22 protein-coding genes and 1 pseudogene are annotated in these 26,427 nt (G+C 66.5%); 13 read left to right on the forward strand and 10 right to left on the reverse strand.

The genetic code is table 11. The features are described 5' to 3' along the window. Window positions 1-19: 19 nt before the first annotated feature. Together ASE11_RS05105 and ASE11_RS05110 are read right to left on the reverse strand one after the other, a co-directional pair. Entirely contained in the window at window positions 20-667 is a 648-nt protein-coding gene (locus ASE11_RS05105) for a glutathione S-transferase family protein (RefSeq protein WP_056267277.1), read from the reverse strand. A 104-nt stretch (window positions 668-771) separates the two neighbouring features. Then, window positions 772-3,744: a DNA topoisomerase III gene (locus ASE11_RS05110; RefSeq protein WP_056267280.1), complete on the reverse strand. Its 2,973-nt coding sequence runs from the start codon at window positions 3,742-3,744 to the stop codon at window positions 772-774. Window positions 3,745-3,889: 145 nt separating this feature from the next. Here ASE11_RS05110 and ASE11_RS05115 point away from each other — a divergent pair, with 145 nt between their 5' ends. Genes ASE11_RS05115 through ASE11_RS05125 form a run of 3 tightly spaced genes read left to right on the forward strand, consistent with a single transcriptional unit; the run spans window position 3,890 to window position 5,941 of the window. Then, on the forward strand, window positions 3,890-4,381 hold the full coding sequence (locus tag ASE11_RS05115) for an SET domain-containing protein (protein ID WP_056267402.1): 492 nt from the start codon (window positions 3,890-3,892) through the stop codon (window positions 4,379-4,381). Window positions 4,382-4,388: 7 nt separating this feature from the next. Beyond that, window positions 4,389-5,192 carry a biotin--[acetyl-CoA-carboxylase] ligase gene (locus ASE11_RS05120; protein ID WP_056267285.1) on the forward strand — a complete coding sequence of 268 codons (804 nt, stop codon included), beginning with the start codon at window positions 4,389-4,391 and terminating at the stop codon, window positions 5,190-5,192. Next, window positions 5,186-5,941 (forward strand): SPOR domain-containing protein, encoded by a 756-nt coding sequence (locus ASE11_RS05125; RefSeq protein ID WP_056267288.1) that lies wholly within the window; start codon window positions 5,186-5,188, stop codon window positions 5,939-5,941. Before ASE11_RS05120 ends, ASE11_RS05125 begins: the two co-directional genes overlap by 7 nt. 21 nt (window positions 5,942-5,962) lie before the next feature. Here the strand turns inward: ASE11_RS05125 and ASE11_RS05130 are convergent, their stop codons facing one another. Beyond that, on the reverse strand, window positions 5,963-6,874 hold the full coding sequence (locus tag ASE11_RS05130) for an alpha/beta fold hydrolase (protein ID WP_056267294.1): 912 nt from the start codon (window positions 6,872-6,874) through the stop codon (window positions 5,963-5,965). Next, window positions 6,871-7,482, reverse strand: coding sequence for a TetR/AcrR family transcriptional regulator (locus ASE11_RS05135; protein WP_056267299.1), 612 nt, complete (start codon window positions 7,480-7,482; stop codon window positions 6,871-6,873). Before ASE11_RS05135 ends, ASE11_RS05130 begins: the two co-directional genes overlap by 4 nt. A gap of 110 nt (window positions 7,483-7,592) precedes the next feature. Between ASE11_RS05135 and ASE11_RS05140 the strand changes: the two genes are divergently transcribed. Both ASE11_RS05140 and ASE11_RS05145 read left to right on the forward strand, forming a co-directional pair. Next, window positions 7,593-8,057, forward strand: a complete 465-nt coding sequence (locus ASE11_RS05140; RefSeq protein ID WP_056267303.1) for a type II toxin-antitoxin system Phd/YefM family antitoxin — start codon at window positions 7,593-7,595, stop codon at window positions 8,055-8,057. Continuing rightward, window positions 8,054-8,599, forward strand: a complete 546-nt coding sequence (locus ASE11_RS05145) for a DUF6036 family nucleotidyltransferase (protein WP_056267306.1) — start codon at window positions 8,054-8,056, stop codon at window positions 8,597-8,599. The genes ASE11_RS05140 and ASE11_RS05145 overlap by 4 nt, the downstream gene beginning before the upstream one ends. Window positions 8,600-8,654: 55 nt before the next feature. Here the strand turns inward: ASE11_RS05145 and gap are convergent, their stop codons facing one another. Together gap and tkt are read right to left on the reverse strand one after the other, a co-directional pair. Then, window positions 8,655-9,653 (reverse strand): type I glyceraldehyde-3-phosphate dehydrogenase, encoded by a 999-nt coding sequence (gap, locus tag ASE11_RS05150; protein WP_056267308.1) that lies wholly within the window; start codon window positions 9,651-9,653, stop codon window positions 8,655-8,657. 42 nt (window positions 9,654-9,695) lie between these two features. Then, window positions 9,696-11,768, reverse strand: a complete 2,073-nt coding sequence (tkt, locus tag ASE11_RS05155; RefSeq protein ID WP_056267312.1) for a transketolase — start codon at window positions 11,766-11,768, stop codon at window positions 9,696-9,698. Window positions 11,769-11,944: 176 nt separating this feature from the next. On the opposite strand from tkt, the gene ASE11_RS05160 reads away from it, so the two are divergent. The 6 genes and pseudogenes from ASE11_RS05160 to ASE11_RS05185 all read left to right on the forward strand — a co-directional run. Next, window positions 11,945-12,700: a nucleotidyltransferase family protein gene (locus ASE11_RS05160; protein ID WP_235501197.1), complete on the forward strand. Its 756-nt coding sequence runs from the start codon at window positions 11,945-11,947 to the stop codon at window positions 12,698-12,700. A gap of 46 nt (window positions 12,701-12,746) precedes the next feature. Next, complete coding sequence (locus tag ASE11_RS05165; RefSeq protein WP_056267320.1) at window positions 12,747-14,144, forward strand: aminopeptidase P N-terminal domain-containing protein; 1,398 nt, start codon at window positions 12,747-12,749, stop codon at window positions 14,142-14,144. Window positions 14,145-14,264: 120 nt separating this feature from the next. Then, window positions 14,265-15,215 (forward strand): 1-phosphofructokinase family hexose kinase, encoded by a 951-nt coding sequence (locus tag ASE11_RS05170; protein ID WP_056267323.1) that lies wholly within the window; start codon window positions 14,265-14,267, stop codon window positions 15,213-15,215. A 152-nt stretch (window positions 15,216-15,367) separates the two neighbouring features. After that, a complete protein-coding gene (locus tag ASE11_RS05175; protein ID WP_056267327.1) occupies window positions 15,368-17,695 on the forward strand; it encodes an NADP-dependent malic enzyme in 2,328 nt (775 codons plus the stop codon). 305 nt (window positions 17,696-18,000) lie between these two features. Next, window positions 18,001-18,339: a ribonuclease domain-containing protein gene (locus ASE11_RS05180; protein ID WP_082585542.1), complete on the forward strand. Its 339-nt coding sequence runs from the start codon at window positions 18,001-18,003 to the stop codon at window positions 18,337-18,339. Between the two features lie 53 nt (window positions 18,340-18,392). Continuing rightward, window positions 18,393-18,788 (forward strand): annotated as a pseudogene (locus ASE11_RS05185) (barstar family protein); the annotation flags it as partial. A 192-nt stretch (window positions 18,789-18,980) separates the two neighbouring features. Here ASE11_RS05185 and rsmA read toward each other — a convergent pair. Genes rsmA through ASE11_RS05200 form a run of 3 tightly spaced genes read right to left on the reverse strand, consistent with a single transcriptional unit; the run spans window position 18,981 to window position 23,623 of the window. Then, window positions 18,981-19,745 carry a 16S rRNA (adenine(1518)-N(6)/adenine(1519)-N(6))-dimethyltransferase RsmA gene (gene rsmA, locus ASE11_RS05190; RefSeq protein WP_056267335.1) on the reverse strand — a complete coding sequence of 255 codons (765 nt, stop codon included), beginning with the start codon at window positions 19,743-19,745 and terminating at the stop codon, window positions 18,981-18,983. Window positions 19,746-19,773: 28 nt separating this feature from the next. Continuing rightward, window positions 19,774-21,156 (reverse strand): peptidylprolyl isomerase, encoded by a 1,383-nt coding sequence (locus ASE11_RS05195; RefSeq protein ID WP_056267338.1) that lies wholly within the window; start codon window positions 21,154-21,156, stop codon window positions 19,774-19,776. After that, window positions 21,149-23,623, reverse strand: coding sequence for an LPS-assembly protein LptD (locus tag ASE11_RS05200; RefSeq protein WP_082585543.1), 2,475 nt, complete (start codon window positions 23,621-23,623; stop codon window positions 21,149-21,151). The genes ASE11_RS05195 and ASE11_RS05200 overlap by 8 nt, the downstream gene beginning before the upstream one ends. A 144-nt stretch (window positions 23,624-23,767) precedes the next feature. Here ASE11_RS05200 and ASE11_RS05205 point away from each other — a divergent pair, with 144 nt between their 5' ends. Continuing rightward, window positions 23,768-24,859: an aminoglycoside phosphotransferase family protein gene (locus ASE11_RS05205; protein ID WP_056267341.1), complete on the forward strand. Its 1,092-nt coding sequence runs from the start codon at window positions 23,768-23,770 to the stop codon at window positions 24,857-24,859. Between the two features lie 2 nt (window positions 24,860-24,861). After that, window positions 24,862-25,599, forward strand: coding sequence for a 16S rRNA (uracil(1498)-N(3))-methyltransferase (locus ASE11_RS05210; RefSeq protein WP_056267346.1), 738 nt, complete (start codon window positions 24,862-24,864; stop codon window positions 25,597-25,599). Window positions 25,600-25,673: 74 nt separating this feature from the next. Here the strand turns inward: ASE11_RS05210 and ASE11_RS05215 are convergent, their stop codons facing one another. Then, complete coding sequence (locus tag ASE11_RS05215; RefSeq protein ID WP_056267350.1) at window positions 25,674-26,363, reverse strand: aspartate/glutamate racemase family protein; 690 nt, start codon at window positions 26,361-26,363, stop codon at window positions 25,674-25,676. Window positions 26,364-26,427 lie beyond the last annotated feature (64 nt).

The raw sequence follows: 26,427 nt of genomic DNA on the forward strand, positions 1-26,427 counted from the left end.
TGCCGACCGTGACGCCGGCTCAGGCGGGCTTGTACACGTTGAGCTGCAGCTTCTCGCGCTCGATCGCACGGGCCACGCCGGGCAATTCGGCGAAGCGCTGCACCAGTTCCCAAGTGGCGGGGAAATCCGCTGGGTTGATGCCGGCATAACCGCCCCAGCGCAGCAGCGTGAGGGCGTATGCATCGAGCGCGCCAGGGCGCGCTCCCACCATCCAGGGTGCGGCTTGGGAGGCCATGGCTTCGATCTCACCCAGCAGACCGCGGTAGCTCGCCGCGCCGAAGTCGCGGATCGCCTTTTGAGCGGCCTCGTCGTCGGTGAACTTGTGCGGCATGAACACATGGGTGAAGGTGGGGTGCACGGTGTTGTTCATCCAGGCCAGCACCTGCAGGGCGCGGGCGCGCTCCAGGCCTGCTGGCGGCAGGATGCCGGCCATGGGCAGCTTCTCGTCCAGGTACAGCAGGATCGCCACGATCTGGGTGACAACCTCGTCGCCATCGACCAGCACGGGCACCTGGCCGCGCGGGTTCAACGCCAGGTAGTCGGGCGAGCGCTGCTCACCCTTGTGCAGTTTCACCATCGAGGGCTCAAAGGCCACTTCGGCGAGTTCGAGCATGGCGTGCGGCACGAAGGAGCAGGCGCCGGGGGCGAAATAAAGTTTCAGGCTCATAGAGTTGTATCCAAGCGAGTGTCAAGAATCCGGCGCCGGGCCGCCCCAAGCCGGATTGCGCCCCCTCGGGGGGCAGCGACCCGCGAAGCGGCGGAGCGTGGGGGCTAGTTCAGATGTGGGCTCAGCAGCCCGGCAATTTCAAACATGGTCACTTGTGGCTTGCCGAACACCGCCGCCAGCTTGGCATCGGCGTTCACGCGGCGCTTGTCACCAGCATCCTGCAGGCCGTTGGCCTTGATGTAGTCCCACAGCTTTTTCACCACCTCGGGGCGCGAGACGGCGCCTTCGCCGATCACAGCAGCCAGCGCGGCGCTGGGCTGTTTGCCGGTGGCGGTGGTGGTCTTGCGCGGGGCTTTCGGCGTCTTCACGGCAGCGGTCTTCTTGGCCGCAGGCGCCTTCTTGGCGGGCGCGGCTTTCGCAGCGACCTTCTTCGCCGGTGCGGCCTTGGCCGGCGCGCCAGCCGCCGTCTTGCGTGGCGGGAACTTGGACGGCGCAAACTCGAAGTTCACCTTGCCCGCCTCCTTGTCCCAGGCCAGGAAAGCCTTGAACGCGCGGCGCGTGCGCATGGAGACGAACTTGTCGAGCAGATCGGTCTTGCCGGTCTCCAGCAACTTGCTCATCTGCTCGCGCGCCACCGGCTGCTGCAGGATGATCTTGCCGCTCTTGAAGTCGCAGGTGGGCGTGGGCTGCTGTTCGGTGGGCACCGAGCGGATGCAGACGTAGTTGGCGCCGTGCTCATGCACCGCGCCACCACACTTGGGACAGGCGCCCAGTGCCTCGCTGCCGGTGAAGTCCACCAGCTCGCCGCTTTCTTCGCCCTTCTTGTCGTCCCCGAAGTCGAATTCGAGCTTCCAGTTCTTGTCGTCCTCGCTGTACTTGAGCACGATCTCCGCCACGAAGGGCCAACCCGCCTTGGAGCGGAAGCCATCGAGTGGGCCGATCTTTTTGTCACGCAGGAGCTGTTCGGACTCGTCGGGCTCGAAGGTGCGGCCCGCCGGTGACTTGCCGAACGAGAAGCCACAGCCTTCGCTGGCGCCGTCCTTGCCGGTGCAGGTGTAGCGGCGGTAGTTTTCCTTCACCACGCCACCGCAGTTGGGGCAGGGCGTGGCCAGCGTGGCGTAGTTGCCGGGGATGGTGTCGCGGTCGTATTCCTTGGCCTTCTTGACCATGCGCTCGGTCATGGCCGCGATCTCGGCCATGAAGGCGGCGCGGCTGAGCTGGCCGTGCTCCATCTGCGCGAGCTTGTATTCCCACTCGCCGGTGAGCTCGGCCTTGGAGAGTTCTTCCACGCCCAGGCCACGCAGCAGCGTCATGAGCTGGAACGCCTTGGCCGTGGGGATGATCTCGCGGCCTTCGCGGAACATGTACTTCTCGGTCAGCAAGCCTTCGATGACGGCCGCGCGCGTGGCTGGCGTTCCCAGGCCTTTTTCCTGCATCGCTTCGCGCAACTCGTCGTCGTCGACCAGCTTGCCCGCGCCTTCCATGGCGCCCAGCAGCGTGGCTTCCGAATAGCGCGCGGGCGGCTTGGTCTTGAGGCCCTTGGGCTCGACCGTCTCGGTGCGCACGGTCTCGCCTTCGCGCACCGGCACCAGGTTCTGGCCCTTGTCGCCTTCCTTCGCATCGGTGACGTCTTCGGCCGCTTCCTTGCCATAGACGGCCATCCAGCCCGGCTTGACCAGCACCTTGCCTTCGGTCTTGAAGTGGTGTCCCACCGACGAGGTGATGCGTGTGGTCACCATGAACTCGGCGCTGGGGAAGAACACCGCCAGGAAGCGACGCACCACCAGGTCGTACAGCTTCTGCTCGGCGTCGCTCAGGCCGCTGGGCGCCTGCAGCGTGGGGATGATGGCGAAGTGATCCGACACCTTGCTGTTGTCGAAGATGCGTTTGCTCGGGCGGATGTAGCCGTTGCCGAGCGCGGTCTGCGCGTGTGGCGCCAGGTGCTTCATGCCGCTGCCGGCCAGCATCTCGAAAGTTTCCTTCACCGTGGGCAGGTAGTCCTCGGGCAGGGCGCGCGAATCGGTCCGCGGGTAGGTCAAGGCCTTGTGGCGCTCATACAGGCTTTGCGCGAGCTGCAGCGTGGTCTTGGCCGAGAAGCCGAAGCGGCCGTTGGCCTCGCGCTGCAGGCTGGTCAGGTCGTACAGCAATCCGCTGGCCTGCGTGGTGGGCTTGCTTTCTTCCTTGACGCTGGCGGCCTTGCCGCGCACCGCCTCGGCAATGGCCAGGGCTTCGCGCTGGCTCCAGACGCGGTCGGCGCGCTGTTCCAGGTCGGCGTCCTCGCCGGTGGGTTTTTTCCAGGCCGGGTCGAACCACTTGCCGGGGTACTCGCCGGCTTCGGCCAGGAAGCTGGCGTGGATCTCCCAGTAGTCGCGGCTGCGGTGGGCGCGGATCTTTTCTTCGCGCTCGACCACGATGGACAGCGTGGGCGTCTGCACCCGGCCCACCGTGGTGAGGAAGAAGCCGCCGTCGCGCGAGTTGAACGCCGTCATGGCTCGCGTACCGTTGATGCCGACCATCCAGTCCGCCTCGGAGCGGCTGCGCGCGGCGTCGGCCAGGCCCTGCATCTGCTCGTTGGTGCGCAGGTGCTCGAAGCCGTCACGGATGGCCGCGGGCGTCATGGACTGCAGCCACAGGCGCTGCACCGGTTTGCCCAGGGTCTGGTAGCTGCCGCCCTTCAGGCCACCGGCGTACTGCTCGATCAGGCGGAAGATGAGTTCACCTTCGCGGCCCGCGTCACAGGCGTTGATGAGGCGGGCCACGTCCTTGCGCTTGGCCAGCCTGACCACCGCCGACAGGCGCGACTTGGTCTTGTCGATCGGCTTGAGTTCAAAGTAGGGCGGCAGCACGGGCAGGTGGGCAAAGCTCCACTTGCCGCGCTTGACGTCGAATTCTTCGGGCGCGGCGATCTCCACCAGATGCCCCACGGCGGAGGTGACCACGTATTGATCGTTCTCGAAGTGGTCGTCGTGCTTGTCGAACTTGCCCGCCACCGGGGTGAGCGCACGCACGATGTCCTGGGCCACGGATGGCTTCTCGGCAATGACCAGGGTTTTGGCGAAACCTTCAGCAGTTTTCATCTCTACAATCAACTTTCCACGCGCGTGTACACGCGCACATGGGCACGCGCACACTCGCGCGCACCTGCATGAAACAACCTTACCAAATATTCCGGCCGTGACGAAAAGCCCCAAAAAGTCGAGCGCGCCCGCCGAAAAACCAGCCTTGGCCCTGAAGCCGAATGGTGCCGGCCGGCGCATCCAGACGCGCAAGTCCGGCGTGCACGGCCGCGGGGTCTACGCTGTGGTGGACCTGGCCGAGGGCGAAACGCTCATTGAATATGTGGGCGAGGTCATCACCTGGGACGAGGCCCTGCGCCGCCACCCGCACGATCCGACCGATCCGAACCACACCTTCTACTTCCACATCGACGAAGAACACGTGATCGACGCCAAGCACGGCGGCAACTCGGCTCGCTGGATCAATCACAGCTGCGCGCCCAACTGCGAAGCCGAGGTGGACGAGGGTCGGGTGTTCATCCGGGCTCAACGCAACATCCAGGCGGGCGAAGAACTGTTCTACGACTACGGCCTGGTGATCGACGAGCCCTACACGCCCAAACTCAAGGCCGAGTACCCCTGCTGGTGCGGCGCGAAGAAATGCCGCGGAACGCTGCTCGCACCCAAGCGCGCGGGTCGCGCGTCCAGACTGGGCTGAACGGCCCATGGCCGACTCCCTGATCCGTCACGCCGAAGCCGTCTGGCAAGCGGTCGAACCCACCTTGCCCGGCTTCACCGTCGAGGTGCTGCCCAGCATCGACTCCACCAGCAGCGAGCTCATGCGCCGCGCGCGCAGCGGCCTGATGGAGCCGGTGTTGCTGGCCGCCGAGGACCAGACCGCCGGGCGCGGACGGCTTGGAAAGGGCTGGCACAGCAAAGTGGGTCAATCACTCACGTTCTCGTTGGCCATGCCCCTGGCACCCACGAGCTGGTCTGGCCTGTCCTTGGCGGTGGGCGTGAGCCTGGCGCGCAGCCTGCACCCCGACGTGCGCCTGAAGTGGCCCAACGACCTCTGGCTGCACCAGCGCAAGATCGGCGGCATTCTGGTGGAGACGGCCAGCACCGGTGAGGCCGGTCAGGGCCAGCGCATGGTGGTGATCGGTGTGGGCATCAACGTGGCGCGGCCCGAGGTGTCGGCGGTGGCCGCGCTGGTGCCCGACGGCTCGGCGGTCACGGCCATGGCCCCGGCCGGCCTGGCCGAGGTGCTTGTAGGCATCACACCGGGGGAGGTGCTGGAGCGCGTGGCACCGACGCTGGTGGGCGACATCCAGGCGTTTGCCTCGCAGGGTTTTGCCGCGTTTGCCCAGCGCTTTGCACAACTGGACGCCTTGCAGGGCCTGGCGGTGCAGCTCTCAGACGGCACGCGCGGCACAGCCTGCGGCGTGAACGACGAGGGCGCATTGCAGGTGCTCACCGAGCACGGCATGCAGACGGTGAACAGCGCCGAAGTGAGTGTGCGCCCGTGCTGAGGTGGGTCATCTGGTTGCTGGTGCTGGCCAACGCGGGTTACTTTGCGTGGTCGCAGGGCTACCTGGACACGCTGGGCCTGAAGCCCGCGGAGCAACGCGAGCCTGAGCGCCTGACACAACAGGTGAAGCCCGAGGTCTTGCGCCTACTCAACGGTCCCAGAGCCGAGCCCACGCCGCAGCCGCCGGCCTCACCGGTGGCGGCCACCGTGGCCGCAGCACCCGAACCGGTCCCCGCACCGACACCCACACCCCCTGAGCCTGCGCCCGTGGCTGCACCGCCGGTCGACAACGGCACGCGCGCGTGCTGGCAGGCGGGTGGGTTCACCGAAGCCCAGGCCGAGTTGCTGCGCGCCGAACTGGCGCTGCTCGGCCTGCCCGCATCCGGCTTTTCCTTCACCGAGGTGCGCAGCGGTGGTCGCTGGATCGTCTACATGGGGCGCTACGACAACCAGCAGCAACTCGATCGCAAGAAAGATGAGCTGCGTGCGCTGGGGGTGACGTATCGCGAGATCACGGCGGTCGGGCTGGCGCCTGGCCTGGCACTCGGCACGTTCTCCAGCGAAGCCGCCGCCCAGCAAGCTCGGCAGCAGACCGAGCGCGATGGCATCCGTACCGCCAAGGTGGCGCAAGAGCGCGCCGAGAGTGTGAGCACCAACCTGCGCCTGCCGTCGATCACCGAATCGCAACGCGCTGCCATCGACGCTCTGGGCGATGCGATGGCGGGCAAACGCCTGCAGCGCTGCACCTGAGCCCCTCCGCAGCGTGGGGGCTCAAGCCCCTGCGGCGCGGTGCTGCGAGAGCTTGGAAAACCAGTCCAGCGCCTCGTTCCACAGCGGCTGGGCCTTGGGCCGGAAATAACCCATGTGGCCCATGGCACCGAGGCCCGCGCGGTGGGAGTCGAGCGTGACGCTGCGCACCTGGGCGTTGCGGTAGCCGGCCATGAAGGCGTCTCGTGAGGCCGGCGGCGCCCAGGCGTCGTCCAGCGCATTGAGCGCGACGATGGGAAAACGCACCTCGTCAAAACGCGCGGTAGTGGCTTGCATTTCCGGGTCGTCAAAGAAGTAGCGTGGGAAGCGGCACCACTGGCGCCACTGGCGGTACACGTCGATCGGCAGGTCTTCGCCCATGCCCAGCCGGCTCCACGGCAGGTACCCATTCATGCGCGTCCACACGGGGCCCAGCACGCGCCACATGAAGAGCACGCGCAGGCGCTCCAGCGGCGGCATCCAGCCGTGCCAGCCGGCGCCGGTGGCGAAGGTCCAGGCGCCATCCACCGCGCCCGGGTCGGGCAGCAGGCCGAGCGCATGGCCGCCGTAGGAGTGGCCCACCAGGTACAGCGGCACACCCGGCTGGCGCATGGCTTCCACGGCCGCGGCCAGGTCCAGCCGGCCCCAGTCGAGGTAGTCCATGCGAAAGCCCTTCAGCGTGCGGGGGGCCGACTGGCCGATGCCGCGGTAGTCCAGCGTGAGCACGTCAAAGCCACGGCGCGCGGCGTGTTCGGCGAAGCGCTTGTAGAAGCCCTGCGGCACGGCGGTCGCGCCGCCGATCACCAGGTGGGCCTGTGGCGGCATGGGGCTGTGAAAGCGGTGTGCCACGAGTGGATAACCGTCGGCAGCGGTCAGGGTGAGTCGCTCGGTCCGCACGGCCTGGTTGTGGGCGTCGGTGGGCGGGAAGGTGTTCATGACGGTTCTCCGGTTCGTGCTGCCGTTGGGCCGCGAGCGGCCAGCAGCGACAGCAGGGTCTGCGTGGCCAGGTTGATCGGATCGCTGCTCTGGGCCACCCGCGCCTGCAGCAGGCCGCCTTCGTAAGTGGCCACGATCAGCGCGGCGATGCCCTGGGCCTGCGCGCGCGGCTCGCCGTGCTGCTCCAGAGCCAGTGCGATGCGCTCGCGCAGGGTGGCGAAGGCGCGGGCCAGGGCTTCGCGCAGGGCGTGGTCGTCGGGCGTGCTTTCCAGCGCCACGGTGGCCAGCGGGCAGCCCGACTCGAAGCCGGTGTCGCTGAGCCGCGCGGTGGCGCCCGCCATCCAGCGTCGGGTGGCCTCGATGGGATCGGCGTTCTTGGCCAGCAGGCCGTCGAGCCAGCCCAGCATGCGCGCGACCACATCGTCGATGGCGGCCACCGCCAGCTCCGTCTTGCCACCGGGAAAGTGGTGGTACAGCACGCCCTTGGGTGCGCCGGCCTGGGCCAGCAGTTCGGTCAGGCCGATGCCGTGCAGGCCACGGCGACGCAGAGCATCGGTCATCGCGGCGATCAGGCGTTCGCGGGTGCCGGGCGTGGTTGTTTCGGTCATGGGCTTGAATCTATAGACCGGTCGGTCTAGTGTCAAGCATCTGGGCACCACTGCATTGTCCATTTCAGACTAATATGGACAATATTTAGACGACCTGTGGATGTCCACCCATGCAGCAGTTTTCTTCGACACAAGCCAAACAGAACTTCGGCCAGCTCATGAAGGCATCCGCGCTCGCGCCGGTGGCCATCGAGCGGCACGGCAAGGTGCAGGCCCTCGTGATGTCGCCCGCTTTCCTTGGGGCTGCAAGGGCAGCACAGGATCCCATGGCCGAACGCCGCCTCGCGCGTCTGCAGCAGGCGGGCATCGAGAAAGACCGGCTCATCCGCCACCACCGCATTGCCCTGGACCTGTTGACAGTAGAGCCCGCCCAGCGCGAGGGCCTCATCCAGCGGGCGCGCGACACGGTCGATCGCTGGCGGCGTGAGCAGCTCAGCAGCCGAGACTATGTGGATCGCTGGGCGGCGCTGCTCGCTTTGCCAGTGCAGGAGCTGGCGAAAGAGATGGTTGCGGATGCCGACGGATGGGGCACGGCCCTGCGCCAGAATTCGCCCTGGGTGGGGCTGCACACATGAACCTCGACGCACTCTTCGCCTTGCTAGCCAAGGCTCGCGAACTCTCGGGCCACAGCGACTACGTGGTGATCGGCAGCCTGTCCATTCTCGGACTGGAAGACCATTTCGATGTTCCAGAGGACATGACCCTGTCCAACGACGTCGACTGCTACACCCGCGACGACCCCGACCGCACCTTCGACCTCGTGGCAGCGCTCGGAGAGAACTCGCCATGGCACCAGGGTCACGGGTACTTCCTCGACGCCGTCACTCCCGCCCTGCCGACCCTCCCCGAAGGCTGGCGAGCCCGCCTCATCCCGGTGTCCCGGGACAGCCTCACCGCCTGGTTCCTCGACCCGAACGACGCGGCCATCTCCAAGTACGCCCGGGGCGAGCCACGCGACCGCCGCTGGATACGCGCCGGCATCCGGTCGGGCGTGGTCTCGCTGCCCATGGTGCGATCACGCCTGCGCGGCGTGACGTTTCTTGACAACGAAGAGTCGCAGCGCACCCGCAGATTGATCGAAGAAGACCAAGCCTGGTGCGACCGCTCCGTAAGCTGACTGATCCAACAAAAAAAGCGCCCGAAGGCGCTTTTTAATGAAGAGAAGCTTGCGCTTACTTGGCCACCACGCGCACCATCTCCAGGCACTTGTTCGAATAGCCCCATTCGTTGTCGTACCAGCTCACGACCTTGATGAAGGTCTTGTCCAGCGCGATGCCGGCGTCGGCGTCGAAGATGGAGGTGCGGGTGTCGCCGCGGAAATCGGTGGCCACCACCTTGTCCGTCGTGTAGCCCAGCACGCCCTTCAGGGCGCCTTCGCTTTGTGCCTTCATCTCGGCGCAGATCTCCTCGTAGCTGGCTTCCTTGCTGAGTTCCACCGTGAGGTCGACCACCGACACGTCGGAGGTCGGCACGCGAAAGCTCATGCCGGTGAGCTTCTTGTTCAGCTCGGGGATCACCACGCCCACGGCCTTGGCGGCTCCGGTGCTGCTGGGGATGATGTTTTCCAGGATGCCGCGGCCGCCGCGCCAGTCCTTGTTGCTCGGACCGTCCACGGTCTTCTGGGTGGCGGTGGCGGCGTGCACGGTGGTCATCAGGCCGCGCTTGATGCCCCACTTGTCGTTGAGCACCTTGGCGATGGGCGCCAGGCAGTTGGTGGTGCACGAGGCGTTGGAGATGATGGCCTCGCCCTTGTAGGTCTTGTCGTTGACGCCGAAGACGAACATCGGCGTGTCGTCCTTGGAGGGCGCCGAGAGGATGACCTTCTTGGCGCCGGCGTCCAGGTGCTTCTGGGCGGTGACCTTGTCCAGGAACAGGCCGGTGGATTCGATGACGACGTCGGCGCCGACCTCGTTCCACTTCAGGTTCGCGGGATCGCGTTCCTGCGTGAGGCGGATCTTCTTGCCGTTGACCACCAGCGTGTTGCCTTCGACGCTGACGTCACCCTTGAAGCGGCCGTGCACGCTGTCGTACTGCAGCATGTAGGCCAGGTAGTCGGGCTCCAGCAGGTCGTTGATCGCCACGACCTCGATGTCGCTGAAGTTCTGGATGGCGCTGCGCAGCACGTTGCGGCCGATGCGGCCGAAGCCGTTGATGCCGATCTTGATGGTCATGTCTCGTCTCTCCTGGAAGGTTTCAAAAAAGGATGAACAAACTCATTTCGCCAACACGGCGCGCACCGTGTCGGCCACATTCGCGGGCGTGAAGCCGAAGTGCTCGAACAGCACCGGGGCCGGCGCCGACTCGCCGTAGGTGTCCAGACCCACGACCGCGGCCACGCCGTATTTCCACCAACCGTCGGTGGAGCCCATCTCGACGGCCACGCGCGGCACGCCGGCGGGCAGCACCGAAGCCTTGTAGGCGGCGCTCTGGCGGTCGAAGGCGGTGGTGCTGGGCATGGAGACCACCCGCACGGCGATCTTGTGTTCCTTGGCCAGCAGCTCCTGTGCTTTCAAGGCCAGCTGCACTTCGGAGCCGGTGGCAATGATCACCGCCTGCGCCTTTTTCTTCAGGCCGACTTCGCCGGGCTCGGCCAACACGTAGGCGCCCTTGCTGATGTCACCCAGATCGCTCTTGGGCGCGTAGGGCAGGTTCTGGCGGCTGAGCAGCAGCGCGGTGGGACGCGTGGCGTTTTGCAGCGCCACGGCCCAGGCCACGGCGGTCTCGGCGGTGTCGGCGGGGCGCCAGACGTCCAGGTTCGGAATGAGCCGCAGGCTGGCCGCGTGCTCGACCGACTGGTGTGTGGGGCCGTCTTCGCCCAGGCCGATGCTGTCGTGCGTGAACACGTGGATCACGCGCAGCTTCATCAGCGCGGCCATGCGGATGGCGTTGCGGCTGTAGTCGCTGAAGGTGAGGAAGGTACCGCCGTAGGGAATGAAGCCGCCGTGCAGCGCCACGCCGTTCATGATGGCGGCCATGCCGAATTCGCGCACGCCGTAGTTGATGTGGCGCCCGCCCTGGCCCTGCTCGTTCTTCACCACGTCGCCGGCCAGGTTGAAGCGCAGCGCGGGCGTGCTCTTGGTGTTGGTGAGGTTGGAGCCGGTGAGGTCGGCGCTGCCGCCCAGCAGCTCGGGCAGGGCGGCGGTGAAGGTTTCCAGCGCGAGCTGGCTGGCCTTGCGGCTGGCCACGGTCTCGGCCTTGGTGTGCGCGGCAACAGCCGCGTCCACCGCCACCTGGGCGAAGTTCTTCGGCAAGTCGCCCTTCATGCGGCGCACGAACTCCTTGGCGAGCTCGGGGAAAGCGGCCTTGTAGGCAGCGAACGTGGCGTTCCACGCGGCTTCCGAGGCCTTGCCGGCCTCCTTCGCGTCCCACGCGGCGTACACGTCCTTGGGGACAGCGAAAGGGGCGTGCGGCCAGTTGAGCGCTTCGCGGGTGAGCTTGATTTCCTCTGCGCCCAGCGGCTCGCCGTGGGCCTTGGCGGTGTTGGCGCGGTTCGGACTGCCCTTGCCGATGTGCGTCTTGCAGATGATCATCGTTGGCGCATCGGCCTTGTTCTTCGCATCGGCGATCGCGCGGTCCACGGCGTCAGCGTCGTGGCCGTCGATCGGGCCGATCACGTTCCAGCCGTAGGCGGCAAAACGCAGCGCGGTGTTGTCGATGAACCAGGGCGTGACCTGGCCGTCGATCGAGATGCCGTTGTCGTCGTACAGCGCGATCAGCTTGTTGAGCTTCCAGGCGCCAGCCAGTGCGCAGGCCTCATGGCTGATGCCTTCCATCAGGCAGCCGTCGCCCAGGAACACGTAGGTGTGGTGGTCGACCACGGTGTGGCCTTCGCGGTTGAACTCGGACGCGAGCAGCTTCTCTGCCAGCGCCATGCCCACCGCATTGGTGATGCCCTGGCCCAGCGGGCCGGTGGTGGTTTCCACGCCCGGGGTCACGCCCACTTCGGGGTGACCAGCGGTCTTGCTGTGCAGTTGGCGGAAGTTCTTGAGTTCTCCGATCGGCAGCTTGTAGCCGGTCAGGTGCAGCAGCGAATAAATCAACATCGAGCCGTGGCCGTTGGACAGCACGAAGCGGTCGCGGTTGGCCCACTGCGGGTTCGTCGGGTTGTGGCGCAGGTGCCGGCCCCACAGGGCAACCGCCATGTCGGCCATGCCCATGGGCGCGCCGGGGTGGCCTGAATTGGCGGCTTGCACCGCGTCCATGGCCAGAGCGCGGATGGCGTTGGCCTGGGTCTGTGGCGACACGGCTTGGGCGATGGGGGTGGGGGTGCTGGCGGTGTCGGACATGCTGGGAGGTGCTGGAAAGTGGGGGAGGCGGGGATCTGCGCGATGGCGCAAAACAACGGATTTTATCGGCCAGCCCGTCGCCGGCCGCGCTGTCCCGCATCGAGCTGGCGCGTCGGCCCATAATTCTTCAACGCGTGCGGCCCTGCGCGCCCGGCACGCGCACCCCCTGGCTCCCCATGACCCGACTCGCCACCGCACCACCCTCCACCCCTCCCCTGGCATCGGCCATGGTGCTTGCCGCCGGGCGCGGCATGCGCATGCGCCCGTTGACCGACGTCACACCCAAACCCCTGCTGGTCGTGCAGGGCAAGCCCTTGATGCAGTGGCCCATGGAGGGCTTGGCCGCGGGCGGTTTCCAGCGCTTCGTGGTCAATACCGCGTGGCTGGGAGAACAAATCGACGAACACTGCCGGGCCTGGAGCCAATCCCGTCCGGGTTGCGACGTGGTGATGTCGCGCGAGGGCACCGACTTCGGCTACGCCCTGGAAACGGCCGGCGGCATTGCCCGGGCACTGCCCCTGCTGGCTGATGTGTTCTGGGTGCTGGCGGGCGACGTGTACGTGCCCGACTTCGAGTTCAGCCAAGCCAGCGTTGACCGGTTCGAGGCCAGCGGCCTGCTCGCCCACATCTGGCTGGTGCCCAACCCCTCGCACAATCCGCTCGGAGATTTCGGCCTGAGCGCGGACGGCCTCGCCGTCAGCCGGGCCGATGAGGCCTACACCTTCAGCACCATCGGCCTGTACCGGCGCGAATTGTTCGAACTGCCTTGGTGCGAGGTGCTGCCCGGCAACCCCCAAGGCACGGCCGAGCCGCTGGCGCCGCTGCTGCGCCGCGCGATGGAAGCGGGCCAGGTGAGCGCAGAAATCTACAGTGGCACCTGGGTCGACGTGGGCACGCCCGAGCGGCTCGAAGAGCTGAACAGTCAAAGCTGATTCCCTCGGACCGCAGGTGCTCGCCAAAAGTCAGAGAATGGCGACCATGGACTCCACCACCCACACCCACCTCTACGCCGAACGCCGCGCCCGTGTGGCCGCATCGCTCGGCGCCGGCGGCATCGCCATCGTGCCCACCGCGCTCGAGCGGCCGCGCAACCGCGACACCGACTTCATCTACCGCCACGACAGCTACTTCTACTACCTCACCGGTTTCACCGAGCCCAACGCCTGGCTGGTGATCACGGCCGAAGGCAGCACCACCCTGTTTTGCCAGCCGAAAGACCTGGAACGCGAGATCTGGGACGGCATCCGCCTGGGTCCGGACGCCGCACCCGAACACCTGGGCGTGAGCGAAGCTTTTTCCGTCACCGAGCTCAACACGCGCCTGCCCAGGCTGCTGGAAAACCGCCAGATCGTGTGGTACCCGTTTGCCACCCACGAGGGACTTGAGAGCAAGGTCAATGGCTGGTTGCAACCGGTACGCGCCCGGGTGCGCTACGGCGCGCTGTGCCCGGAGTCGCAACGCGACCTGTGCGGCATCGTGGACGAATTGCGTCTGGTCAAGGACGCCTTCGAGCAGGACACCATGCGCCGTGCTGCGCAGATCAGCGCCAAGGCCCACATCCGCGCCATGCAACGCAGCGCGGCCATGCTGCGCGCTGGCCAGGACGTGCGCGAATACCACCTGGACGCCGAGCTGCTGCACGCCTTCCGCGAACACGGCTCGCAGTACCCGGCCTACGGCAGCATCGTGGCAGCGGGTGCCAACGCCTGCGTGCTGCACTACCGCGCCGACGCCGCGCCCATCCGCAGCGGCGAACTGGTGCTGATCGACGCCGGTTGCGAGCTCGACGGCTATGCCAGCGACATCACCCGCACCTTCCCGGCCAACGGCACATTCACCGGGCCACAACGCGAGTTGTACGACCTGGTGCTGGCCAGCCAGATCGCGGCGGTCAGCGCCACCAAGGCCGGCGCGCGCTTCGTCGATCCGCACGAGGCCACCGTGGCGGTGCTCGCGCAAGGCTTGCTCGACGTTGGCCTGCTGGATGCGAACAAGGTGGGCAGCGCGCAAGACGTGATCACCGACCGCGCGTATTTCCAGTTCTACATGCACCGCACCGGTCACTGGCTGGGCATGGACGTGCACGACTGCGGCGGTTACGTGGAGCCGTCCGAACTCGGCACGGTGAACGAGCGCAAGGACCCCTTGAGTGGCGAAACCATCAAGGACCGCCCCAGCCGCATCCTGCGCCCGGGCATGGTGCTCACCATCGAGCCTGGCCTCTACGTGCGCCCGGCCGAAGGTGTACCCGAGCAGTTCTGGAACATCGGCATCCGCATCGAAGACGACGCCATCGTCACCGAGACCGGCTGCGAGCTGATCTCGCGTGGCGTGCCCGTCGAGGCTTCCGAGATCGAAGCGCTGATGCGCGGCTGAGGCCGACACGCCGTCAGCGTCAACACGGTTGCCGCGCACGCCCGGCGTGTGAGTGGAGTCTTCGCGATCAGACGCCTCCAACACTTGCGCTGAAGCCGTGCGCATGGAGTACAACGCAGCATGACTTCCCTTGCGGGCACCGCGCTGTGTCTCACCATGAACCCCTCGGTGGACGTGTCCACACACACCGATCGGGTCGTGCCCGCCGACAAGCTGCGCTGCGGCCCGGCCCAGCGCGATGCCGGTGGCGGAGGCCTGAACGTGGCCCGCGTGGTGCACAGGCTGGGCGGGCGCGGCAGTGCACTCTTCCCGGCCGGCGGCGCAGCTGGCCAATGGCTCACGCAGCATCTCGAGCAGGCCGGTTTGTTCGCACACGCGCTGCCGATTGCGCAGGACACGCGCGAAAACTTCACCGTGCAGGCCCAGGACACCGGCGCCGAGTACCGGTTCGTGCTGCCGGGTCCCACGCTGACCGAGGACGAATGGCAGGCCAACCTGGACGCGGTTGACCAATGGTCCAGCGAGCTGAGCTTCGTGGTGGCCAGCGGCAGCCTGCCGCCCGGCGTGCCCGCCGACTTCTACGCCCGGCTGGCCCGCGCGGCCCGCCAGCGCGGCGTGCGGCTGGTGCTCGACAGCTCGGGGCCCGCGCTGGCCGCCGCGCTGCAAGCCGGCGTGTTCCTCGTCAAGCCCAATCTGCGCGAATTGCGCGAACTCACCGGCCTGCCTCTGGCCACGGCCGTGGAGTGGCGAGCCGCCGCGCAGGCACTGGTCGACCATGGCCAGGCCGACGTGGTCGCTCTCACGCTGGGCGACCGCGGTGCGCTGCTGCTCTCGCGCGACGGCGCCTGGCAGGCCGAGGCCTTGCCGGTCGAGGTGGCCAGTTCGGTGGGCGCGGGCGACAGCTTCGTGGGTGCGCTGGTCTGGTCGCTGCAACAAGGAGACCCGCTGCCCCAGGCCTTCAGTTGGGCCGTGGCCGCCGGGTCGGCCGCGCTGCTCACACCGGGCACCGGCTTGTGCCAGCCCCAGGATGTTCGCCGTCTGCAACCCCTGGTACAGGTGATTGCGGCCTGAGCGCTTATGCATTTCGCACATTGCCGCTGAAAAAGTCAGCATCGCCACAACCGTTTACGCAGTTCTACCGACTAGGGTTTTCCCGGCTGCAGAATTAGAATGCGCAATTGCCTTTCACATAGCAAGATTTCAGAACGAACGGAGACAAGATCATGACCATGGACAACAGCCCAGAGAACAAGCGCGCCGAGCTGCGCCGTGCCGCCCTCGAATACCACGAGTTCCCGACGCCCGGCAAGGTGGCCATTGCGGCCACCAAACAGCTCACCAACCAGCGCGATCTGGCCCTGGCCTACTCGCCCGGTGTGGCCGCTCCGTGTGAAGAGATCGTGGCCGACCCGGTCAATGCCTTCAAGTACACCGCCCGCGGCAACCTGGTCGGCGTCATCACCAACGGCACTGCCGTGCTGGGCCTGGGTGACATCGGCCCGCTGGCCGCCAAGCCGGTGATGGAAGGCAAGGGCGTGCTGTTCAAGAAGTTCGCCGGCGTCGACGTGTTCGACATCGAGATCGACGAGAAGGACCCGGCCAAGCTGGTCGAGATCATTGCCGCGCTGGAGCCGACCTTCGGCGCGATCAACCTCGAGGACATCAAGGCACCGGGTTGCTTCTACGTGGAGCGCGAGCTGCGCAAGCGCATGAAGATTCCCGTGTTCCATGACGACCAGCACGGCACGGCCATCACGGTGGCGGCGGCGATGCTCAACGGCCTGAAAGTCGCGGGCAAGGACATCGGCCAGGTCAAGCTGGTCACCTCGGGCGCGGGCGCGGCGGCGCTGGCCTGCCTGAACCTGCTGCTCAAGGTGGGCCTGAAGCGCGAGAACGTGTTCGTCACCGACCTGGCCGGCGTGGTCTACGAGGGCCGCGAGGAACTCATGGATGACGACAAGCGCCAGTACATGCAGAAGACCGACAAGCGCAAGCTCGCTGAGGTGATGGAGGGCGCCGACGTGTTCCTCGGCCTATCGGCCGGCGGCGTGCTCAAGCCAGCGATGGTGGCGTCGATGGCACCCAGGCCGGTGATCTTCGCGCTGGCCAACCCCAATCCCGAGATCGCGCCCGAGGACGCGCACGCGGTGCGTGGCGACATCATCATGGCCACGGGGCGCACCGACTATCCGAACCAGGTCAACAACGTCCTGTGCTTCCCCTATATCTTCCGCGGCGCGCTCGATTGCGGCGCGACCACGATCACCGACGAGATGGAGATCGCCGCGGTGCACGCGATCGCCGAACTCGCGCAGGCCGAGCAGAGCGAGGTGGTGGCTGCCGCCTACGCCGGCGAGAAGCTGGCCTTCGGCCCCGAGTACCTGATCCCCAAGCCATTCGATCCGCGCCTGATGATGAAGATCGCGCCAGCTGTGGCCCAGGCTGCAGCGGACTGTGGTGTGGCCCTGCGGCCCATCACCGACATGCCGGCCTACCGCCAACGGCTGCAGAGCTTCGTGTTCGCCTCGGGCACCATCATGAAGCCCATCTTCGCGGCGGCCAAGATGGCCGAGCGCAAGCGCGTGGCCTATGCCGAAGGCGAAGAGGAGCGCGTGCTTCGCGCCTGCCAGATCGTGGTGGACGAAGGCCTGGCTCGTCCCACGCTGATCGGCCGCCCGGCCATCATCGCCCAGCGCATCGAAAAGTTCGGCCTGCGCCTGCGTGAAGAGCTCGATTACGACATCGTCAACGTCGAACAGGACAGCCGCTACCGCGATTTCTGGCAGACCTACCACCGCATGACCGAGCGCAAGGGCGTGACCCAGCAGCTCGCCAAGATCGAGATGCGGCGGCGCCTCACCCTGATCGGCTCGATGCTGCTGCACAAGGGCGAGGTCGACGGCCTGATCTGCGGCACCTGGGGCTCCACCCACCACCACCTGAAATACATCGACCAAGTGATCGGCAAGCGCGCCGGCGGCAGCCCCAGCACCGAGCAGGACGTCCGTATCTACGCGTGCATGAACGGTCTGATGCTGCCGGGTCGCCAGGTGTTCCTGGTCGACACGCACGTCAATTACGACCCCACGGCCGAGGAGCTGAGCGAGATCACCGTCATGGCCGCCGAAGAGATGCTGCGCTTCGGCCTGCAGCCCAAGGCGGCCCTGCTGTCGCATTCCAACTTCGGCTCCAGCGACGAACCCAGCGCCATCAAGATGCGCCGCACGCTGGAGCTGTTGCGAGAGCAGGCGCCCTGGCTGGAGGTGGATGGCGAAATGCACGGAGATGTGGCGCTGGACCCAGACTCGCGCGCCACGATGATGCCCAACTCCACCCTCAAGGGTCCGGCCAACCTGCTGGTGCTGCCCAACATCGATGCCGCCAACATCGCCTACAACCTGCTCAAGACGGCTGCAGGCGGCAACATCGCCATCGGCCCGGTGCTGCTGGGTGCCGACAAGCCGGTCCACATCCTGACGGCGAGCGCCACCGTGCGTCGCATCGTCAACATGACAGCCCTCACCGTGGCCGATGCCAACGTTTCCCGTTGATGCATAGAGAAAAAGCAAGCGCTAACTCTTTCACACATCTCAGACGGCTGGATTTGCCTTCTTTTTCAGCAACCGCTTGCGTTTTCAGCCCACCTCAGGCACACTAGCTGGCTTGGAATACAGGGTTAACCCGCCCGCGACACCTCCCGCAGAAGCCGTGCAAACGAATACTTTTGTGGTGTGTTGGTGGCGGGTTGATTGCATCAGGAGCAGGGAATTTCATGGACCTGAAGCGGATCGGGGGTGCCAAGGGCGTGGCAACACTGGCCTTGGTTCTGGTTCTGACGGCATCGCTGGGCACCTTTATGGTGCAAGCTCGAACACCGCAAGACCAGGCGCTTCCCGACACGAACGCCGCCGCCCTCGTCGAATCCGGCTTGCCCGTACAGGGCAGACAAGTGATGGAGCTGATCCGGCAAGGCGGGCCATTCCGGTACGAGAAAGACGGCACGGTGTTCGGCAACCGGGAAAGGTTGCTACCGAGCCAGCGGCGTGGGTTTTACCGGGAGTACACGGTGCCCACGCCAGGTTTGAGTCATCGGGGCGCCAAGCGGATCGTGTGTGGTGGATTGCAGCCCAGGGTGCCTGACGCTTGTTATTACACCGAAGACCACTACAGCAGCTTCAAGCTGATCGTGCAGTGAGTCTTGGGTGATGTGAACGGTTTTTTAACTTGAACTTTGAAAGAGACGCGGAGATGGACACGCCACTTCGTAACGTACGACCCAATATCGTTCAGTCGATTCGCGCCCACGGCGTGAAAGACCTGCAGGCCGCGGCCGAGCATTTGGGGCATCACTTCCTGTACGCCAACCTGGCCAAAGCCCAGAGCAAGCAGGACGTGCTGGAATTGATCGCTGCGCAATACACCTTGCCCTCGCACTTCGGCAAGAACTTCGACGCGCTCTACGACTGCATGACCGACATGGTCCACAAGTCGGGGCCGCAGACCGGTTTCATCGTGGTGCTGGAGCACATCCCTGCGCACGCCAAGTTCGACAAGGAAGCGCGCGAGCAGTTGCTGGACATCTTCCGCGATGCCGCCGACTACTGGTCGGACCGCAAGATCCCGTTTCGCTGCTTCTACTCCTTCTCGGTGGCACGCTCGCCCAAGGGCGAAGAGCCGATCGAGGTGCAGAGCGATGAGCCCATGCCCACGGACAAGATCCTGGACGTGAGCCCGATGGCGCTGCGCATGAGCAGCCCGTTCAACGCCGGATATTGGCTGGCCGCAGCCTGAGCCAGGGCACCTTGAGAAAAGCCGCTGCGCTCGCAGCGGCTTTTTTCATGCCCGCAGTTGTTTGATCAGGCCAACGTATTCGTTCACGGGCACTTCTTCGGCCCTGCGCTGCAGGTCGAACTCACCAGCAAAGCCTTGCTCGTCGAGCCAACGGCCCAAGGTGTTGCGCAGGATCTTGCGGCGCTGGCTGAAGGCCACCTGCACCATCGTCGAGAAGCGTTCAATGTCGATCGTCGGCGGTTCGGCCAACGGGACCATGCGCACGATGGCGCTGTCCACGCGCGGCGGCGGGTCGAAGCTCTCGGGCGGCACGAACAGCACGTTGTCCATCGCATAACGCCACTGCAGCATCACCGAGAGGCGGCTGTAGTCGGACGTGGCCGGGCGCGCCACCATGCGGTCGATCACTTCCTTCTGCAGCATGAAATGCTGGTCCTGAACCACGGACACGTGGTCCAGGAGATGAAACAGGATGGGGGTGGAGATGTTGTAGGGCAGGTTGCCCACCACGCGCAGTTTGGGCGCTGCCAGTTGCGCGGCGAGCGCGCTGAAATCCACCTTCAGCACATCGGACTCCACAACCTGGAGTTGGGCATGTGCGCGCAAGCGCACCGCCAGATCACGATCCAGCTCGATGACCGTGAGGCGGCCCAGACGCTCCACCAGCGGCTGCGTCAGCGCCGCCAGGCCGGGGCCGATCTCCACCATCGCGTCGCCGGGCTGCGGCGAGATGGCATCCACGATGGCATCGATGATGGCGCCATCGGTCAGGAAGTGCTGACCGAAACGCTTGCGGGCAATGTGCTTCATGCGCAGGCCGCCGAGGACGCCTGCCGCATCACAGCTGGGGCGGTTCGCGGTACTCGACGTAGGCGCGACCGCGCACGTCCTGCACCCAGGTGCGCGTGGCCTCGTTGATCTTTTGCTCGCGCACCAGACCGCGCACCATTTCGCGCTGATCGCGCGCCGATAGCGTGCTCTGCCGACGTTCCTCCACGCGGATCAGATGCACGCCGAAACGCGACACCACGGGCGGAGACACCTCGCCCGGGCGCAAGCGCCCCATGGCGGCTTCAAATTCGGGCACGAACTGACCGGCTTGCGCCCAACCGAGGTTGCCGCCGTCTTTCGCGGAGCCGTCCTGGCTGTGTTCGCGCGCCAGCGCTTCAAACGTGACCTGCCCACTGGCCAATTGTTGGCGATAACCGGCCAACCGGGCCACGGCGTCGGCTTCGCTGAGCTGAGGGCCCAGGCGCAGCAGGATGTGGCGCACGCGGGTTTCGTTGACGGCGACATCAGGCAGTCCCGCCTGGCGCTTCTCGATCACCTTGAGGATGTGGAAACCCGCCGGGCTGCGCACCGGGCCCGCAACCCCGCCAGCGCTCAGCGAGCGGGTGGCCTCCACGAACAGCTCGGGCAGACGATTGGCCGGGCGCATGCCGAACTGACCACCATTGGCGCGCTCGGGGCCATCGGAGAACTCGCGCGCCAGTTCGGCGAAATCGCCGCCTGCGCGCGCGCGATCGGCCACACCCTGGGCGCGCGCCTGCAGCGTCTGCACACGATCGGGCGCCGCGTCTTCAGGCACGGCCACGAGCACCTGCGCCAGATTGAGCTGCAGGCTGGACACATCGTTGCTGCCTTGACGCTCGCGGATGAAGTCATCGATGTCGGCTTCGGTCACACGCACCTTCGAATCCACCTCGCGCTCGCGCAGGCGCTGCAGCAGGATCTGGTTGCGCAAGTCGTTGCGCAACTGGTTGATGTCGACGCCGTCGGCCGCGATGCGGCGGCGGAATTCTTCCGGCGTGAGCTGGTTCTGCGCAGCGATGGACTGCTCGGCCTGCGCGAGCGACGCTTCATCGACGCGGATGCCGAGCTCGGCACCGAGCTGCACCTGGGCGCGCTCGCTGATGATCTGCTCCAGAACCTGACGGGCGAGTTGGTCGCGTGGGGGCACGGGCGCCGACTGCTGGGTGAGCTGCTGCTCCAGGCGCACCATGCGCTGGCGCACTTCGTTGTTGGTCACTGGCTCGGAATTGACCAGCGCCACGATGAAATCGGCGGTGCGCGACGTCGAGGCAGAGGTGACAGGCGCAGCAGGCACACGCAACCCGCTGGAGGGCCGCAAAGCCTGCGCGTGCACGGCCGCAGCGCCGAAAAGCGAACTGCACAGCAACCAGACGGCCAGGCGGGGGAAACGGGAGGAGCGGTCAGTCATATTGTTGGAACCGGCTGGGCGGGTTGATTTCTTCGCGCAGGTACTGGTAACGCGGCACGTTGTCTTTGAGGGTTTTCAGCGGGTTGGAGCCAATGCGGGAAAAGCCCGTGAACTCCAGCTGGAACAGGATACGCTGGTTGGCCACCGCGGTGCTGCGCTGCAGGCGCTCCAGCACGATGCGGCCGACCCAGCAGCCGGCATCGTACTCAAAGCCCGCCACGAGATCGACCACCTTGCGATCGGGCACGCTGTAGTTGATGCGTCCCACGCTGTACCACTGACCTGGGCCGAGCGCACGGCCAGGCACTTCGGTGCGCGCAGGCTCGCCGAAGAGATCGTTGAGTGGCCACTGCCAGCCCACGTCGAACTGTTCGCTGCTGCCACGCTGCAGGCGGTAGGCAGCGCTGAGCACGCGGTACTTGCTCGGCGTGTAGCGGCCGCTGAGCGTGGTGCGCACCGATTCGCGGTTGCCCGGGCTGTACTGCACGTTGGTATCGGTCAGCCAGCGCGGGCTCCACTGCACGCGAGCGGCCAGCAGGATGTCGCTCAGGCGCTCGTTGACCGGGTCGCCACCGGACAGGCCGCTGGAGTTGGGCAGAAAGACGTTCTGGTCGCGGAACAGATAACGCTGGGCCACGCCCAGGCGCACCACCTCCGCGCCGCTGTCGGGATCCAGCAGGCGGGAACTCACGCCCACCGTGAGCGCGCGGGTGTCGGAAATGCGGTCGTTGCCGCCGAAGACGTTCTCGCTGTAGATCGAGGCGAGGTTGAAATCGTTGGCGGCCGAGTCGTAGTTGGGCAGCAGGCTCTGGTCGCGGTAGGGCGTCCAGGTGAAGAAGGCGCGCGGCTCCAGCGTTTGCGTGAAGCCGCGACCGAAATAGCTGGCGTCCCGCTCGAAGATCAGGCCGCTGTCCAGGCTGACCGTGGGCAGCACACGCGAGGCGCTGCGCGAGCCATTGGCCAGGGCGTTGTCAAAGCTGTACTGCGTGGCATGCAGCTGGGCGCGGGGCTTGATGAACCAGCCCGGCGCCTGAAACCTGCGGCTGATCTCGGCCACTGTCAGTGCACGCGAACCGTTGGTTTGCCGGGTGAGCGAGGGGATCGACTGAAAGCGCGTGTACTCGGTGAGCACCGACCAATCGACGCCGCTGAGATTGGCCACTTGTGCGTCGCTGCGGCCATAGCGCACGGCCACCGACGGCAACCGGTCGTAGGGCGGGGTGATCGGCGCGTCGATGTCCTGCAGTGTTTGCCAGGTGTAGGCGCCCGCGCTCACCGACCAGGGACCCTTGCCCCAGCTGTACACCGCGTCACTGGCCAACAGGCGGGTGGTGAGCGAGGAGGTGGCGCGCGGGAAATCGCGCCAGTAATCGTCGTCGCTCACACGGTTGAGGTTGAGGTACAGGCCCGCAGAACCGCCGAACGCCAGCCCAGTGCCGGTGAGAGTCTGGCTGTGTTGGGCTGTGTAACCCCAGCGGTTGGCATCGCGCAACTGGTCGGACGGCATGAAGGCGCCGCGTACCTGGCCCACATAGGTGGGCTGCAGGTAGCGCACTTCGGCGCCCAGATCCACGCCACGCTTGCTCATGAGCGTGGGGTAAAGCGTGGCATCCAGGTTGGGCGCGATGTTGAGGTAATACGGCAGCGTGACTTCAAGGCCGCTGATGTTGTCGATGTTCAGCGTGGGCGGCAACAAGCCTGACTTGCGCGCGTCGGTGAGCGGGAACGAGAAATACGGCCATCCGAGGATGGGCACGCCCTTGAACTCCAGCACGCCATTCGTCGCCGTGCCCATCTCGTTCACGTTGTCGAACTCGATCTTCGTGGCGCGCACCATCCAGTCGGGCATCCAGCTCGCGCCGGGCGTGCGCGGGCAGGTGGAGTAGCGGGCGTCGTGGGCCACCGCATGGTCTTCGTCCAGAAAGTCAACGCGGCTGGCGTCTCCCGTCCCCTCGTTCTTGAGCAGGTTGAATGTGGGCTGGGTGAACGTGCCTTGGTAGGTCTCGACGTTCATCTGCAGTTCGGGGCCTTCGAAACGGTCGCCGCTGCGGTTGATCAGCACGTTGCCCTTGGCCTGCGCCTCGTTGTTGCGCTGGTCGAGCTGCAGGCGATCGGCACGGATCACCGTGTCGTGGCGGCGCAGTTCGGCATTGCCCTCCACCGCCGTGATGCTGTCGGTCTGGCCTTCGATGCGGTCGCCCGAGACGAAGGTGGGTGCCTGCTGCTTCGCGTCTTCGGGCAAGGTTTCCAGCAGCATGCCGCTGGAGCGCAGCGACACACCGGGCCGGGGCACTTCGTCACCGTCGCCTGACTGAGCCTGCGCCAGGGTGTGTGCACCCAGCGCACCGCAGGCCAGCAACGAGAGCAGGCCGCGCACCGCCAGCACCACGGGGGCCGCCTTGAGACGGGGTTGCGCATGCCCAGCGGGCAAGGCTGGGACACGGGGCTGGTGAGTACGGCGATTCAAGGAGAGGAAGTCGTTGACCGGGCCGATCAAAAGCGTGCGACGAGCCGCGGATCAGCACAGGGGGTTTGTAGAATCAACGGCCATTATCCACTGCGCGATCCCGCGCGCGGCCCATTGACAAGCGGCGCAAAGACACCCACCACCATGACCCTGTCCAACCCCGCCGTCGAGTGGGCCGATCCTCAACGTGAAGCCGCCTTTGCCACCTGGCTGCGCCCGCTCGCCGAGCGGTTGGGGCTGAGCCCTGACACACTGCGCGCGGCCTCGGCCGATGCGAGCTTCCGGCGCTACCTGCGCATCGACTCGCAGACCGAGCAGAGCTTCATCGTGATGGACGCACCACCGGCGCACGAAAACTGCCAGCCGTTCGTGCACGTGGCCACTCTCATGCGCGAGGCCGGTCTGCTGGTGCCCGAGGTGCTGGCCTGGGATGAGCCGCAGGGCTTCATGCTGTTGGGTGACCTGGGTCACCAGACCATGCTCGACGGCATCGACCCGGACAACGCACAAGCCAACCACGGGCGCTACATGCAGGCGCTGGACGCACTGCTGGCCTGGCAGCTGGCGTCGAAACCCGGCGTGCTGCCGCCTTACAACGAAGCCCTGCTGCGCCGCGAGCTGCAGCTGTTTCCCGACTGGTACCTGCAGCAGCACAAACAGTTTCAACTGAGCGACACGCAGGCCAACACCCTGCAGAAGGCCTTCGATTCGATCGTGGCGCACAACCTCAATGCCCCGAGCGTCTATGTGCATCGCGACTACATGCCGCGCAACCTGATGCTGCCGCGCCATCCCGGCGAGACACCGGCACAACAACTCGGCGTGCTCGACTTCCAGGACGCGGTACACGGCCCCATCACCTACGACATCGCCAGCCTGATGCGCGACGCCTTCCTCACCTGGGACGAGGACTTCGTGATCGACGTGACCGTGCGTTACTGGGAAAAGGCGCGCAAGGCCGGTTTGATGGACTTTGAAGACTGGCACAGCGACTTCGGCGCTTTCTACCGTTCGGTCGAGTGGATGGGTCTGCAGCGCCACCTGAAGGTGGCCGGCATCTTCGCCCGGCTCACGCTGCGCGACGGCAAGCCCAAGTACCTGGCCGATGCGCCGCGCTTCATCGGCTACATCCGTCACACCGCACACCGCTACCGCGCGCTCGGCCCCTTCCTGCAACTGATCGACGAGGTCGAGGGCCTGCAGGCCGCATCGGGCTACGCCTTCGGGCGGGTCTGAGCATGCCCCGCTTTCACTGCCCCGCGCCGCTGCTCGCCGGCCAGAGCCTGAGCCTGCCCGCGTCCGCGGCGCGCCATGTGCAGGTGTTGCGCCTGCAGCCCGGCCAGACCATCACGCTGTTCAACGGCGAGGGCGGCGAGTGGAGTGCCACCATCACCCGCATGGGTCGCTCCGACGTGGACGTGAGCCTCGGCGCGCACCACGCCACCGAGCGCGAGCCACCACGCGCGGTGCATCTGGCCATGGGCATGCCCGCCAACGACCGCATGGACTGGCTGGTTGAAAAAGCCGCTGAACTCGGCGTGGCCAGCCTGCAGCCGCTGCACACCGCGCACAGCGTGCTGCGCCTGGCGGGCGAGCGCGCCACGAAGAAGCTGGCGCACTGGCAATCGGTGGCGATCGCGGCCTGCGAACAATGCGGCGGCAACCGCGTGCCCGCCGTGCACCCGGTGAGCGACCTCGCGACCTGGCTCAAGGCGCTGCCGCCGACCGGCACGGCGTCGCCGGTGTTGCGCTGCCTGCTGTCGCTGGCCGAAGGCACGCAGCCACTCACCCGCGCGCTGGCCCAGGCGCCGGCGAACGCTGCCGTGCTGTTCCTCAGCGGCCCGGAGGGCGGGCTCAGCCCGGCGGAAGATGCGCTGGCGCGCGAGGCTGGATTCGTGCCCGTCACGCTCGGTCCGCGCGTGCTGCGAGCGGAGACGGCCGCGCTCGCGGCGCTGGTGCTGGCCCTGGGCGGCTAAGGCCTCACGCCCCGCTCGCGGCGACGCCGTCAGCGCGCGGTGCCCCCATGGTCCATGCGCAAGCGGCAAGGGGCCTACATTTCCGTGGCCCGCGCCAGGGCCGCGCGCGCGAGCAGGCGGGTGGAGTCCAGCGTGGGCAACGGTGAATTCGCGTCGCTCATGATCAGGGGAATCTCGGTACAGCCCAGCACCACGGCGTCGCAGCCATCGTCCCGCAGGCGTGAGAAGACGGCCTGAAACCGGGCCACACTCTCGGGCTTGAACACACCACAGACCAGTTCGTCCATGATGATGCGGTCGATCTCGTCGCGCTCCACCACGCTGGGGCGCACCGCCTGCAGGCCCAGGACCGCCAGCTTCTCGGGATAGACCTCGCTGTCGACCAGCCAGCGCGTACCGGTGATGCCGATGCGCCGGTGGCCGCGCCTGGCGGCCGCCTGCGCCACCACTTCGGCGATGTGCAGCCAGGGCAGCGGCGAGCGCGGCTCGACGTGGTGAAACGCCTGGTGAATCGTGTTGTCGGGGCAGATCAGGAAGTCGGCGCCGGCCGCCGCGAGCTTGGTCGCGGATCTCAGCATCAGGTCTGCCACGCCGCGCAGATCGCCGCGGTTCAGGCAAGCCACGTAGTCGGCCAGGGACAGTGAATGCAGGGAGATTTCGGGATGCGCGTGAGGCCCGAGCAGGGCGGCGCCCTCGGTGCAGAGGGTGCGGTAACACAGGGCGCCCTCGGCCGAACAGGCCACGATGCCAATGTGCAGGGTCATGGAACCGAGGGTAGGAAATGGACAGGATGGGCACTATAGCCCTGCGCACCAGAGGCCCACCCGA

Origin of the sequence: Hydrogenophaga sp. Root209, assembly GCF_001428625.1 — a bacterium.
Taxonomy (GTDB): Bacteria; Pseudomonadota; Gammaproteobacteria; order Burkholderiales; family Burkholderiaceae_C; genus Hydrogenophaga.

Excerpts from the sequence above, each read along its gene's own strand:
- ASE11_RS05110 (WP_056267280.1), bottom strand. The coding sequence starts at position 3,744 with ATGAAAACTGCTGAAGGTTTCGCCAAAACCCTGGTCATTGCCGAGAAG.
- ASE11_RS05160 (WP_235501197.1), top strand. The coding sequence starts at position 11,945 with ATGACCCGACTCGCCACCGCACCACCCTCCACCCCTCCCCTGGCATCG.
- ASE11_RS05180 (WP_082585542.1), top strand. The coding sequence starts at position 18,001 with ATGGTGCAAGCTCGAACACCGCAAGACCAGGCGCTTCCCGACACGAAC.
- gap (WP_056267308.1), bottom strand. The coding sequence starts at position 9,653 with ATGACCATCAAGATCGGCATCAACGGCTTCGGCCGCATCGGCCGCAAC.
- ASE11_RS05165 (WP_056267320.1), top strand. The coding sequence starts at position 12,747 with ATGGACTCCACCACCCACACCCACCTCTACGCCGAACGCCGCGCCCGT.
- ASE11_RS05195 (WP_056267338.1), bottom strand. The coding sequence starts at position 21,156 with ATGACTGACCGCTCCTCCCGTTTCCCCCGCCTGGCCGTCTGGTTGCTG.
- ASE11_RS05215 (WP_056267350.1), bottom strand. The coding sequence starts at position 26,363 with ATGACCCTGCACATTGGCATCGTGGCCTGTTCGGCCGAGGGCGCCCTG.
- ASE11_RS05210 (WP_056267346.1), top strand. The coding sequence starts at position 24,862 with ATGCCCCGCTTTCACTGCCCCGCGCCGCTGCTCGCCGGCCAGAGCCTG.
- ASE11_RS05120 (WP_056267285.1), top strand. The coding sequence starts at position 4,389 with ATGGCCGACTCCCTGATCCGTCACGCCGAAGCCGTCTGGCAAGCGGTC.
- ASE11_RS05140 (WP_056267303.1), top strand. The coding sequence starts at position 7,593 with ATGCAGCAGTTTTCTTCGACACAAGCCAAACAGAACTTCGGCCAGCTC.
- ASE11_RS05130 (WP_056267294.1), bottom strand. The coding sequence starts at position 6,874 with ATGAACACCTTCCCGCCCACCGACGCCCACAACCAGGCCGTGCGGACC.
- ASE11_RS05170 (WP_056267323.1), top strand. The coding sequence starts at position 14,265 with ATGACTTCCCTTGCGGGCACCGCGCTGTGTCTCACCATGAACCCCTCG.
- ASE11_RS05145 (WP_056267306.1), top strand. The coding sequence starts at position 8,054 with ATGAACCTCGACGCACTCTTCGCCTTGCTAGCCAAGGCTCGCGAACTC.
- ASE11_RS05105 (WP_056267277.1), bottom strand. The coding sequence starts at position 667 with ATGAGCCTGAAACTTTATTTCGCCCCCGGCGCCTGCTCCTTCGTGCCG.
- tkt (WP_056267312.1), bottom strand. The coding sequence starts at position 11,768 with ATGTCCGACACCGCCAGCACCCCCACCCCCATCGCCCAAGCCGTGTCG.
- ASE11_RS05175 (WP_056267327.1), top strand. The coding sequence starts at position 15,368 with ATGACCATGGACAACAGCCCAGAGAACAAGCGCGCCGAGCTGCGCCGT.
- rsmA (WP_056267335.1), bottom strand. The coding sequence starts at position 19,745 with ATGAAGCACATTGCCCGCAAGCGTTTCGGTCAGCACTTCCTGACCGAT.
- ASE11_RS05135 (WP_056267299.1), bottom strand. The coding sequence starts at position 7,482 with ATGACCGAAACAACCACGCCCGGCACCCGCGAACGCCTGATCGCCGCG.
- ASE11_RS05205 (WP_056267341.1), top strand. The coding sequence starts at position 23,768 with ATGACCCTGTCCAACCCCGCCGTCGAGTGGGCCGATCCTCAACGTGAA.